The sequence below is a fragment of the Roseomonas aerilata DSM 19363 genome (genome assembly GCF_000711725.1).
GTDB lineage: Bacteria > Pseudomonadota > Alphaproteobacteria > Acetobacterales > Acetobacteraceae > Roseomonas > Roseomonas aerilata.
The window spans coordinates 1-12,201 of the sequence record NZ_JONP01000079.1 but is presented as its reverse complement, the minus strand read 5'-3'; the positions used below and the strand labels follow the sequence as shown (position 1 = coordinate 12,201).

12 protein-coding genes and 1 pseudogene are annotated in these 12,201 nt (G+C 65.6%); 7 read left to right on the top strand and 6 right to left on the bottom strand.

Annotated elements, in window-relative coordinates; translation table 11 throughout:
* A partial coding sequence (locus tag BO39_RS27975) for a transposase (protein WP_043839968.1) occupies positions 1-295 on the bottom strand: 295 nt, incomplete at its 3' end.
* Between the two features lie 258 nt (positions 296-553).
* On the opposite strand from BO39_RS27975, the gene BO39_RS30640 reads away from it, so the two are divergent.
* Together BO39_RS30640 and BO39_RS27965 are read left to right on the top strand one after the other, a co-directional pair.
* Entirely contained in the window at positions 554-3,049 is a 2,496-nt protein-coding gene (locus BO39_RS30640) for an ATP-binding protein (RefSeq protein WP_156964068.1), read from the top strand.
* 247 nt (positions 3,050-3,296) lie between these two features.
* Positions 3,297-4,001 carry an IS6 family transposase gene (locus tag BO39_RS27965; RefSeq protein WP_211257600.1) on the top strand — a complete coding sequence of 235 codons (705 nt, stop codon included), beginning with the start codon at positions 3,297-3,299 and terminating at the stop codon, positions 3,999-4,001.
* A 475-nt stretch (positions 4,002-4,476) separates the two neighbouring features.
* Here BO39_RS27965 and BO39_RS27960 read toward each other — a convergent pair whose 3' ends face one another.
* A complete protein-coding gene (locus BO39_RS27960) occupies positions 4,477-5,136 on the bottom strand; it encodes an NrsF family protein (RefSeq protein WP_084698634.1) in 660 nt (219 codons plus the stop codon).
* Entirely contained in the window at positions 5,133-5,720 is a 588-nt protein-coding gene (locus BO39_RS27955) for a sigma-70 family RNA polymerase sigma factor (RefSeq protein ID WP_043839963.1), read from the bottom strand. The genes BO39_RS27960 and BO39_RS27955 overlap by 4 nt, the downstream gene beginning before the upstream one ends.
* A gap of 138 nt (positions 5,721-5,858) precedes the next feature.
* On the opposite strand from BO39_RS27955, the gene BO39_RS27950 reads away from it, so the two are divergent.
* From BO39_RS27950 to BO39_RS35075, 4 genes are all read left to right on the top strand, one after another.
* A complete protein-coding gene (locus BO39_RS27950; protein WP_043839962.1) occupies positions 5,859-6,638 on the top strand; it encodes an alpha/beta fold hydrolase in 780 nt (259 codons plus the stop codon).
* A gap of 119 nt (positions 6,639-6,757) precedes the next feature.
* Complete coding sequence (locus tag BO39_RS27945) at positions 6,758-7,348, top strand: DUF308 domain-containing protein (RefSeq protein ID WP_043839960.1); 591 nt, start codon at positions 6,758-6,760, stop codon at positions 7,346-7,348.
* A 265-nt stretch (positions 7,349-7,613) separates the two neighbouring features.
* Complete coding sequence (locus tag BO39_RS27940) at positions 7,614-8,999, top strand: FAD-containing oxidoreductase (protein WP_043839958.1); 1,386 nt, start codon at positions 7,614-7,616, stop codon at positions 8,997-8,999.
* Between the two features lie 300 nt (positions 9,000-9,299).
* Positions 9,300-9,746, top strand: a complete 447-nt coding sequence (locus tag BO39_RS35075; protein ID WP_084698633.1) for an IS3 family transposase — start codon at positions 9,300-9,302, stop codon at positions 9,744-9,746.
* Between the two features lie 19 nt (positions 9,747-9,765).
* Here BO39_RS35075 and BO39_RS34730 read toward each other — a convergent pair.
* The 3 genes and pseudogenes from BO39_RS34730 to BO39_RS27930 form a co-directional block, all read right to left on the bottom strand.
* A pseudogene (locus BO39_RS34730) lies at positions 9,766-9,879 on the bottom strand (thermonuclease family protein); the annotation flags it as partial.
* A 1,241-nt stretch (positions 9,880-11,120) separates the two neighbouring features.
* Entirely contained in the window at positions 11,121-11,291 is a 171-nt protein-coding gene (locus BO39_RS33345) for a hypothetical protein (protein ID WP_156964066.1), read from the bottom strand.
* Entirely contained in the window at positions 11,285-11,611 is a 327-nt protein-coding gene (locus tag BO39_RS27930) for a hypothetical protein (RefSeq protein WP_043839957.1), read from the bottom strand. The genes BO39_RS33345 and BO39_RS27930 overlap by 7 nt, the downstream gene beginning before the upstream one ends.
* A gap of 266 nt (positions 11,612-11,877) precedes the next feature.
* Here BO39_RS27930 and BO39_RS27925 point away from each other — a divergent pair.
* Positions 11,878-12,201, top strand: a 324-nt coding sequence (locus BO39_RS27925) for a hypothetical protein (RefSeq protein WP_043839955.1), incomplete at its 3' end; no start/stop codon positions are given.

The following is a 12,201-nucleotide window of genomic DNA, read 5'->3' as shown; positions in this document are numbered from 1 at the left end:
CTCGGCTCCATTCCAGGGCACCCGCGTCCTGCAGGCGCTCCAGCAGCACCCGGTGCAGTCGGGCCCAGACCCCGGCGGCGTGCCACTCGCCCAGCCGACGCCAGCAGGTCTTGCCACAGCAGCCCAGCTCGGTCGGTACCTCGTGCCACTGAATGCCCGTTCGCAGCACGAACAAAATACCAGCCAGCGCCGCCCGGTCGGGCGCACGCGGCCGACCGCCCTTCGGCTTCGGCCGCTCTCGCGGCAACAGCGGTTCCACCACCGCCCAGAGGTCATCAGGAACGAGGAGTGCCATCCTTCCTCAACGCCTCAACCCAGGTTTTGTCCCGAACTTTTAGCCCTCTCTCAACCCGCTGATCTGGAAGGAGCGCGGATAATCATGCGCTTCCGCACGCACCTCGCCCTCCTGGTCATATCGCTCACCATCCCCGCTCTCGCACTGGGTGGCAGCCTTCTTCTCCGCGAGGCTCAGGAAAGGCGGCAGGCCGAACTGCGTAGCCTGGCTAACCAAGCTCAGGCTCTCGCGGCCGCTGTAGACCAGGAGATCGCGGGGATGCGGAAGGCTGCCGAGGTCATGGCCGTCTCGATCACGGCCGAGGACCTGGCGGAGCCGGAGCGCCTCCGGCCGCGCTTCCAGGCCATGCTCGCCCTCAATCCAGCCTGGCTCAACGTCGTTCTTTTCCGGCCTGAGGCCGGGCAGATTCTGAACACACTTGCGCCGCCCGGGGCGGCACTCCCCGACAGGAGAGCCGGACCACAGTCTGGAACACCCATTCCTACCGTGTCGGATCCATTCATTAGCCGTCTCGCGGGGGTGCCGCTCGTGACGGTCAACGCCTCTGTTCCCGCGTCAAGCGAACCGGGCTGGACTGTCGGGATCGGGATTCGAACCCATCATTTTGAATCAACCATTGGCTCGGTGCTGCGGGCAGGCTCGCTGGCCGCCATCATTGGCGCTAACGGCCGCTTCGTGGCGCACACCTCAACGCCACAAGGAGACCGCACCGCGGCACTGGCTCCCCCGGGGATGGCGTATTTCGCCCTCACTGGACTGCCCGGCACGGCTACGGCGTTGCAGACGCGCCGGGTTACCGGCGAGCCGATTGACGCTGCCTTGCACCGGACCAGTGTGGCGCCTTGGACGGCGGCGGTGTCGCTGTCCCAGGAGGTCATCGACGCGGCGGTGTGGCGCGCCGTCCGGAGCATCGTCTGGTTCGGTGCCCTTGCCTTGGCGCTGGCGCTTGGCGCAGCGGTCTTCCTCAGCCGGCGACTTGGCCGGCGCGTGACGGCGCTGGCCCGTGCGGCCGAGGCGACCGGCCGGGGCGAGACCGTCGCTGTGCCACCTGGGGTGGCGGAGGTTGACGGCGTAGCCGCGGCGCTGTCGCAGGCAGCGGCGGAAGTGCGGGCCCGTGAGGCCGATCTGCGCCGTGTTGGCGAGGACCGTCTCCGGCTTGCCCATCAGATCGCGCGCATCGGTAGCTTCGATCAGCGGCTTGACGAGCCAGCGGCGGTGGTCACACCCGAATACGTCGCGATCTCGGGGCTCCCGGACGGAACCACAACGGACACCCACCAGGAGGCGCTGGCGCGCATCCACCCGGAAGACCGGGCTACTCACGACCAGACGGTGCGAACCGCGCTCAGTGGGCGCGCAACTGGCTACGAGACGGAGTTCCGCATTATCCGGCCTTCCGACGGCGCGGTAAGGCGGATCGCCTCTCGCGCTGAAATCCGGCGTGATCCGGACGGGCGGGCCGAGAGGCTGGTCGGGGTGGTTCGGGACGTGACCGCGGAACGCGCGGTTGCGGAGGATCTGCGCCGCCTTAACGCGGAACTGGAGACCCGCGTGCGCGAGGAGGTGGCCGCGCGGCAAGCCGCTCAGGTGAGGGCGGCGCATGCCGAGCGAATGCAGGCGCTTGGACAGCTCGCGGGGGGCATTGCTCATGACTTCAACAACGTTCTGCAGGCGGTTCAGGGGGGCGCCGCCCTGATCGAGCGGCGTCCAGGGGACGCCGCCGGCGTCCGACGGCTGGCCCGCATGATGCTGGACGCAACCGGGCGCGGGGTAACGGTGACCCGACGCCTGCTCTCCTTCGCGCGCCGCGACGAGTTACAGGCTGAGCCGATCGACATTCTGCCGCTTTTAACCGGTCTCTGCGAGGTGCTGTCGCACACACTCGGTGCCGAGATCGCCTGCCGGTACCAGGTGCCAGCCAACATGCCTCCGCTGCTCGCCGACAAGGGGCAGCTTGAGACCGTGTTGGTGAACCTTGCCAGCAACGCGCGCGATGCGATGCCGCAAGGAGGCACCTTGACCATGACCGCGGCCGAGATGGTTCTGGCAGGTGACTCCGGGCCGAGAGGGCTGATGCTTGGTCGGTACATCCGCATCACCGTCGAGGACACGGGGATCGGCATGGATCCAACGACGGTTGCCCGCGTTGGCGAGCCCTTCTTCACTACGAAGCCGAGGGGCGCAGGGACCGGGCTTGGTCTTTCCATGGCGAAAGGGTTCGCGGAGCAATCCGGCGGGGCACTCACCGTGGAGAGCGAGCTAGGAAGGGGGACTGTCGTCGCTCTCTGGCTGCCGCCGGCGCCTCACCCTGCCGAAGCAATCCTACTCGATACAGGCGCTGCAGCGGCTGACACGGAACTAGCATCAGCGGTCGTGCACCGCGTTCTCGTCGTCGATGATGAGCCGATTGTACGGGAGATGCTTTTGGGCATGCTCGAGGCGGCGGGCTATACTGTACTGCCTGCGGCTAGCGGCGCGGAGGCCCTCCAATTACTGGATGCGGGTGAGGCCGTGGACGTGCTGGTCAGCGATCTGTCCATGCCAGCAATGGGGGGGCTTGCTCTCATCGCGGCGGCACAGGCACGACGGCCGCACCTGCCGGCTGTCCTGCTGACCGGCTATGCGGGGGATGGTGCCTCCATAGCGGTCAGTGGCGCGATCTCCGGAACCTACTCCCTCCTGCGTAAGCCCGTGGGCGAGGCGCAGCTGATCGAGCGGATCGAAGCGCTGATTGCGGTGAGGGCGCCAGTGTAGGAATGAACCAAAGCCCGCTCTAGCCAGGGGAATCTGTCAGAGTTCGTGCCAGGGGTGCCCAGATGGCGGCGCGGGCAGGCGTGGGAAGGCTCCTGACGGGTGGATGGGCGGCTGGGATCCTGAGATGAGATGCGTGGACTGCGGTTCGGCCGAGGTGACGGAGCGGCGGGACCGTACGGCCTAGGGCTACCGGCCCTTTCGCTGCCGCGCCTGCGGCCGAGGGTTCAACGAGCGCAGGTCGGGGTTGTTGAGCCGGGCACAGTACCCGAGCGACATCATCGCCCTCGTGGTCCTGTGGCGCCTGCGCTACCGCCTGACCTTGCGGGATTTAGCGGAGATGTTCCTCCTGCGCGGCATCGTGTTTAGCCATGAGGCGGTGCGGGAGTGGGAGGTTAAGCTTGCGCAGGCTCTAGCAGCTGAGTTGCGCCAGCGTCGGCGAGCAAAGGGCGGTCCCGGGCGCCGCTCCTGGCACGTTGACGAAACATACCTGAAGGTCTGCGGACGCTGGTGCTATTTGTATCGGGCGATCGACAGGAACGGTGACCTCGTCGACACCAAGCTCAGCGAGCACCGAGACATGGCGGCCGCGAAGGCGTTCTTCCGTTCGGCCAGTTTGGCCACAGGCATCGTCCCCGACCAGGTCACCACGGACGGGCATGGCTCGTACCCACGAGCGATCCGCTCGACGCTGGGCAAGCACGTGGCCCACCGCAGAAGCGCCTACATGAACGATGGGCTCGAGCAGGATCACCGCGGCATCAAAGGTCAGGTCCGATGTATGCTCGGGTTCAAGAGCTTCACCTCAGCGGAACGCTTCTGTCGCAGCTACGACGAACTCCGTAACCATCTCCGCCCCCGCATTCTCCACTGCCAGCATGTTCCTGCGAGCCGCCGCCGCACGTTTCAAAGCCATCGTGCGACTACCGCGCGCGCCATTCTTGAAGCGGGGTAGGCTGACAGCATCAGCCGGCGTGCAACGGTATCTTTGGCGCGAGAGCTGACAGGACCCCTGGGAGAGATGCATCCAACGCTCCGACCGATGCAACAAGGTCGCTCACCCTGTCAGGCCTGGCATGGGTGCTGGCAAAACCGCTGCGCTTATGACGGCGCCTAGCGTCTCATCTTTCCCCGCTGCGAGGCCGGCGGCCGCAACTGCAGACTTATCCGGGGACACGGCACGGCTTGATTGATCGCTCAGTTGCCATGTGATCTGAGGAGCAATGACGAGCCGGGACTTTCCGCTCGGCCGCCTGGCCGCTCCTGCCAGGTCGGTCCCTGGGCCGGCCGAGCCGCCGGGTCATGAGGAGGCAGCTATCAGTACGCAGGACGTTATTCTAGATGCAGCCGAGAAGATCTTCGGTGCCGCCGAGCACGAGAGCGGACTTGTCCTGCAAACCGGCCACCGATCCCGTTGCCGGCTTCTTATCCTACCAGGTGAGCGCGCGTTTGCCGGTAATGGCACCCACGGCAGCCGTGACTACAACGGCAAGCGGGTACCAGATGGCAACGAACAATCCCGCGTCGTTCTTGCAGGCTAGCGCATAGGCGATGGCACCCAGTGAGCCGGACAATGCACCGACAATGGCCCCTGCCAGCGCTGGACGGGTGACCGCGCCCATCCGCATCACACCAAGCAGGATGATCAGCGCCGGCACAGACGCGCCCATAATCGTCAGCACGCATCCACCTGCTGAGATGTCCGAGTTCCCCAGGGCGGAGAGACCCGAACGGTCGGTGGCGGCGCGGAAGGCGAGGATGAGCACGGCTGGCAGGAACGCGGTGGCTGTCAGCTTGCCGCTGCTTGGCAAAGCGGCGCGGCAGGCCAGAACTAGACCGGCCAGACCCAAGGCGAGCATGCTTGCAATCTTGTAGGCGAAGGGCAGGCTCTGCATCGCAAGGTCGGGCCGAGTGCCGAGCCACGCCAGCACGAGTGCGACAGAGAGGCCAAGCGACGCCACAGCCGCAGCCACGAGGGCCACCTTGAAGGTGAGTGGACCGCCCAGTTGACTGCCACCGGCCTGGGCCGCGAGGCGGTCGATCAAGCCATCGGTCCGCGCCGTGGTTGCCACTTCCTGCTCTCTTTTCATGGGACGTCGTCCCGGCGGGCCTTCGTCATCAGGCGTTTGAGGGCGCGGTGGTAAAGCACACGCACTGAGCCCTCACTCGTGTGAAGCCGTTCGGCGGTGGCGCGAACGGTGGCGCCATCGACGCCAAGCGCCTGCACCACCTGGCGTTGACTTGACGGCAGATCAGTCAAGTGGCGATCGATGCCGCGCATGGTGCGGTCGGCATCCTCACTCGGCGCCGCGAAGATCTCCGCCATCTCCTCCATGGTGATGTTCACGTGTCGCGCGGCCTCTCGGCGCAGACGGCGGGCCGTGTCGATAAATTTGTAGCGGGTGATGGTGTAGAGCCAGGGCATGATCGGCCGTGTGTCGTCCCAGGTATGGCGCTTGCCATGCAAGCCAATCAGTATGTCCTGCACCACATCCTCCGTCTCATCCACGCGCAAACCAAATCTTCCCAGGCGCGAGTGGATCAGCCGGCGCAACATGACAGCGACCTCCTTCAGCAAGCGCTCATAGGCCACCGCATCGCCCCGGCGCTCCGCACGCATCGCCTCCGCCCACCGAATTTCGCGTGTACCTGCGTCAGTGTGTTCGGTGGGCATGCCAGGAACCTTAACGGCGCTACGAGAATGGCAGCCACGAAGAAAGCGCATGCGTAAAACGTTGCGTTCTCCCCGCCTGCCTCGAAAGCCTCATTGAAGCATGCTGCTTCGAAACGTCATCTTGACTGAGGATCCAAAATGAAGCTGCAGAAAATGCTCGCCGCGGCGGCTTTTAGCCTCATCGCGGGCGCCGTCACCAGCTTTCCGGCAGATGCCCAAATGGCCAATACCTCTGTAGTGGCCCGCAATGTCGTGCTCGTGCACGGCGCATGGGCCGACGGATCGAGTTGGGAGAAAGTCATCCCCATCCTGCAGGCTGCCGGCCTCCACGTGACGGCGGTACAGAACCCGTTGACCTCGCTCGCCGCGGCCGATGCCGAAACGCGCCGCGTGCTGGCATTGCAGGACGGTCCCACGGTGCTGGTCGGCCATTCATACGGGGGAACGATCATCAGCGATACCGGCACCGCCGCCAACGTGTCGGCCCTCGTCTACGTCGCGGCGCGCGCGCCCGATGCCAACGAGGATGTCGCCGCCGTTAACGCCAGGTTCCCTGCAGCGCCGGCCCGCTCGGGCCTGGTCACTCGTGACGGCCTGACGACACTGAGCGAGGGGGCCTTCACCAGATACTTTGCAAACGATCTCCCGACGGCGCAGGCAAAAGTCCTGTTCGCGGTGCAGCAGCCGACCGCGACCTCGACATTCACGGCCCGCACGACGGCTGCCGCCTGGCACGACAAGCCTACCTTCTATGCCGTGGCAAAGCAGGACCTGACCATATCGCCCGATCTTGAACGCTTCTTCGCCCAGCGGATGAACGCAACAGTCATCGAGGTGGACTCCGGCCACTTGGCCATGATCTCGCAGCCGGAGGCCATCGCTAACCTGATCCTCCAAGCGGCCGGTCGGACGAGATAAGACCTACTGTAGCGGGGTCGATATGGGACGAGATCATCCTGTCGCGTCGACCCATCAGTCACGATGGCTCACATATGCCCACCTTAAAGAAGGTGGCCGAACCCAGGTCGAGGCTCCACATGTCAGCAGCGGTGCATAACGGATACTCAGGTCAACCTATTTCGGGGTGGCTGAAGCGCTATTATTTCACCCGCTTCGCCTTTTCGGCCGCATGGGTAGCGGTGGCTTTTAGCGTTGCCAAATCTACCCCGATGCTCGCCGCCATCATGCTGGTCGGTTATCCGGGCTGGGACGCGATCGCCAACTTCGCCGATGCTCAACGCAGTGGCGGCTTCGGCCGCAACAAGGCGCAGCTGCTGAACGTCGTCGCCAGCACCATCACGGCGATCGCCGTCGCCGTCGCGCTCGGCTACGGCATGAACAGCGTACTCGTGGTCTTCGGCATTTGGGCCGGGTTCGCCGGCATTCTCCAATTCGCCACTGCAATCCGCCGCTGGGCAACCACCGGCGCTCAGTGGGCAATGATCCTCAGCGGTGCGCAATCCACCTTGGCGGGCTTCCTGTTTGTCAGAATGGCCAGTGGGACCGAGCCGATCGGCATCACCACAGTTGCCCCATACGCCGCGTTCGGTGCGCTTTATTTCCTCGTCGCGGCGATCTGGCTGACGGTCAGCGACGCCCGCAAGGGCACGCTGCGCACGGCGGGCTGAGCAGCGTCCGGGATGCTCAAGGAGGGCATGTCCGGCCTCCCTCGCATAGCTCATGGTGTTGCCGAGTGCGCTGGCGCCAACGCCCCGGCGGCAGCGTACACTTCTTCCAATGTTGAACAGCCGGCCCGCGTGGCCGGTGAAGGGCCAAGCTCCTTCCTACCCTGATGCAGGAGAATATCGAAATGAGACTTGCCATCGACGCCCCTTCGGCATTCGCAGAGGGATCTACTTGCACCCGTATCTCGGCCGCATCGGCTGATCTCCGATGAGCGCGCGCGCCTTCGATGCGATCATCATCGGCGCTGGCCAAGCAGGCCCGTCGCTTGGCAGCCGGCTCAACGATGCCGGCATGAAAGTGGCGATCATCGAGCGACATCTGGTCGGCGGCACCTGCGTCAACACCGGATGCAAGCCGACCAAAACACTGGTAGCAAGCGCGTATGCAGCGCATATGGCGCGGCGGGGTGCCGAGTACGGGTTCTCAGTCGCCGGGCCGGTGCAGGTCGATATGCGGGCCGTGGCAGCGAGAGCCCGACAGGTGATACTGGACTCTCGTGCAGGCAACGAGACCTGGCTTGCCAGTATGTCCAATGCCGAGCTGATTCGCGGTCATGCGCGATTTATCGGACCTAGCACCGTCGAGGTTGACGGCGAACACCTGACGGCGCCGCGCATCTTCATCAATGTGGGTGGCCGCGCTCTCGTTCCCGATATGCCCGGCATCAAGGACATCACCGTCCTCACCAACACGGATATGGTGGCGCTCGACGTGCTGCCGCGACACCTCGTCGTCGTCGGCGGGAGCTACATCGGTTTAGAGTTCGCGCAAATCTTCCGGCGGTTCGGAGCCGAGGTTACGATCGTCGAGCGCTCGGACCGGCTGATCGCGCGTGAGGATCCGGACATTTCAGAGGAGGTGCGCACAATCCTTGAACTCGAAGGTATCACGGTTCGCACGGGAGCGAACTGCATCGGCTTCGTCCCGGTGGGGACCGATATAGCAGTGTCCGTCGATTGCGCGGAGAACAGCGTGCCGGTGGTCGGTAGCCATGTGCTGCTGGCCGTCGGGCGGCGACCCAACACGGATGACTTGGGGCTCCACGCGGCTGGCATCACGACGGATAGCCGCGGCTACGTTGTGGTCGATGACCACTTGCAGACGAATGTGGCCGGCGTTTACGCTCTTGGCGACTGCAACGGGCGAGGGGCTTTCACCCACACGGCCTACAACGATTATGAGATCGTCGCTGCCAACCTGCTCGACGGAGAGGATCGCCGCGTCAGCCAGCGGCTGACCGGCTATGCTCTGTACATCGATCCGCCGCTCGGTCGGATCGGAATGACCGAGGCCGAGGCGGTGGGGAGCGGACGCCGGCTGCTTAGCTCGAAACGAGCCATGACCCGCGTCGGACGTGCTGTCGAGAAGGGCGAAACACTCGGCTTCATGAAGATCACGGCTGATGCTGACACGCAGCGTATCTTGGGGGCGGCGATCCTCGGGACCGGTGGTGACGAAGCAATTCACGGCATTCTCGACATGATGAATGCGGATCAGCCCCTTAGCACGCTGCGGTGGTCGGTCCCCATTCATCCTACGGTGTCAGAACTAGTCCCAACTGTCCTTCTCAGCCTGAAGCCGGCGAATAACTGAACCAATGTCGCCCGGTCGGGTTGGGACGCCTTGCGGCTTGGATCGGGAGGAGGTGGTGAGGGGGATTTCGAAGTCGATGGGGCGGGCGGCGTTGCCGGAGGACGTCAGCCGGTACTCGCGCAAGGATTAGACCTGGCTGCAGATCTTCGCCCCTTGATGCTGCGGCAGTTTCTGCGGATGGACTACCGGGACGTGGTAATCACGGTCGCTGAGGAGCGAACTCTGGATCTGTCAGAGATCGCGCCAGGGGCGCCTGAATTGGCGGGCGCGGGCAGGTGCGGATAGACCCCTGACGGGTTGATGGGCGGCTGGGAGCCTCGTGGTTCCGGAGGACGCGCTGCTCGGCGATCCCGGGAACGGTTTTGGCATTGCCATGGAGTCGCTCACCAACGGCCGCCTCGGTGTCTCCGCCGCCAGCGTCGGCGCCACGAACCGGGTGAACGCCATGCCGGTGGCGCAGGCGAAGCAGCGAGCACGCGGGATCCGCGCCTCGAGATCCGGCAGAGGATGCACGAGATCGCCCACGTCCGGATCCGCTACGGCTACCGGCGGCTGCACGTGATGCTGCGGCGTGACGACTGGGCGGTGGGCAAGAACCTTGTCTGGCGGCTGTACCGCGAGGAAAGGCTGACGCTACGCAGCAAGCAGCCGCGCCGTCGCAAGATGGTGGTGCAGCAGGAGGTCCGCTATGTTCCCAAGTGCCCAAAAGCCCGCGCCGCGCTGCCCGTGCATCCTCCTCCATCGTGAGCAGCGCCTGGTCGTGGCTGTACTGGCGGTAGACCCAGGCCGCGCCCTGCTGGACCATGCGCACGTTCACATCGGCGCCGCCGGCATAGACTCGCCCGACCGTCCGGCCGTAGCGGTCGGTGTTTCGGACCACCACGCAGACCTGCTGCTGGAAGGCGAGCGCCGCGAGCTGCCGTTGGGCCGGGTGCCGTAGGACTGCCGCCACTCGGGCGTTTCGATCTCAGCCAGACGCACCCGCACCTGCACCTTTCCGGCGGTCAGCAGCATCGGTGTGTCGCCGTTGGCGATCCGCACGACGCGACCGCGCAGTTCCTCCAACAGGGCAGGGGAGACGAGGAGGAGGCAGAGGAGTAGGGCACGGACGAGCGTGCGGGGAGGAATAGCACTGGACGGTGAATGGTTGGTCAGCGCAGCTGGTCGTCGCTCAGCCCCCCTTGCTTACGACTCAAGTCGCTGGTGCTGCGCCGCGGCGCCGGCGGCTTCGCAGAGAGGGAAGGCCCTATCCGTTTACAATGTTCAACCATTGCTCAGCTGGATAGTGTTGCGTGCGGATCGAATCGCTTTCTCACTATGCAGCGGGAAACTCTGTGTTACGGAGAATGTCTCCCCGGAGATCCCTGTGTCTAAAAAAGCGGCCTGGGCCGCCCTCTACGAACGGTGCTGCTGGTACTACGATGTGGCCTTCGGGGTGATCCTCGGCACCTTTGGGTACATGTTCGATGGCTGGCGTGCGCGCCGGCCGGGCCGCAGTCAGCTTTCCGGCAGTAGAGCCGCTGATGATCTTGCCACGCTCCGTCGGCACGCAACTATGAGCAGGGCGTCGGTTGCTGCACCTGAATGGAAGATCGATCATCACGTGGAGCGGCGACGCGCGGCGGAACCGCCAGCCCCCTCGAATGGGGTTGCTGGTAACACGTTTCCCCATGACCTGTCCGCCGCTATCCTTCGCCCCAGGCAGCGGCTTGATTGTCGCGCCCGTGCCTCCGCCGGATCCCCCTGTCACCCGGTCCGGCCGATCGACCAGGGCGACGCCGGCAGGCCGCCGCTCGCAGCTCGTGCAGCGCCGCCTGCCGCTGATAGGCAGTTGCTCCGGTGGGTCGAAGATCTCAGCCTCCAGCGGAAGCGCGCTGTGGCGATCCAGCCATGCCTGCGCCGGTCCAAAGAGCCAGTCGCCGTGCTCGCAGCTGAGGTGGTTGATCATGGCGGTGGTGGTGCGGGTCGGGTGCTCTGGCTCACCGCCAGCCGCCACGCGCGCTGCGTCCGCGGCTCCGACAGCGCCCAGTGGCGAGACGCCGCGCCCAGAGGCCTCGCGGTAGGCGCGTCCCACGGCTCGGAGGTGCTCCACCGGCTAGGGGAGGTCCCCCGGCGCGGTGGTCACGTCGTCCGTTCTGGGGGCACTCGCCCTGTTACCTCGGCCACGGCGCGGGCTTGCGCCAGCAGCAGGCGGCGGCCTTCCTGGTCCAGGCTGTCCCAGATCGTGGCGAGCTCCGCGCGGCCCGGCGCATCCCGCACCGGCTCCGGCAGGGTAGGGTGGAGCGTCAGCACCGCGCCTCTCCCTCCACCGGCAACTCGAAGAGGTCCGGCTGCCGGTCGGCACGCGCCTGTCGATCGCGCAGAGCCTTGGCTGGGCCCCAGAGCCAGTCGCCCTCCTCCATTGCGAGCGAGGCGATCATGTCGAGGACCGCGCGCGTGGAGCCCTGGCGCTCGCCGCCGGCCGCTACATAGGCCGCGACTGCCCGCTCGAGGCAGGTCGCGGCGTCCAGCCCCTGGCCAGCGGCCTCTCGGTAGGTGATCCCGACCGCGCGGAGCTGCGCGGCGGGCCAGGATGTGCAGGGCTCGGGCTTGTAGAGGTGGTCGTAGCTCATGCGTGACTTCCTGCAGCTGCCCGGGAGTGGAAGGCGCAGGTTAGGACAGACGAGAACGATTCGCGAACATGAAACAGCGGAACTCGCGCCCGCACCTCTATCCAGGTTGTCGGGATATATTACACATTCGCATTGTTCCTATTTAGAGACAGACTATCATGTTGATTATTCGGAACGTTTTGGATTGGCACGAAGCGTGCTGTGTTAGTGGCAAGGTCGCAACGAAGCGCCCGACACCTCGCCGCCCGCCCCGAAGGAACCCTCCCATGCGCAAGCTTCTCCTCGCTGCCGCCGCCCTTCTCTCCCTCGGCATGGCCTCCCAGGCCCAGGCCGCGCCCGAGCTCTCGGCGCGCATCTTCCAGGACGGCGTCTTCGTCCCCGGCACCGCCTCCACCTCGTCGAGCGGCGCCCTCCTCGTCACCGGCAGCTCCGCCAACTTCTCCATCGTCACCGCGCTCTCCATCGGCTTCCCCCAGGTCGCCCAGCCGGCGCTCGACGTGCAGACCACCTCGGTCAGCAGCATGGGCAACTTCGCCACCGCCCACACCGTCACCTTCGAGGTCACCCAGACCGGCCTGACCAGCGCCTCC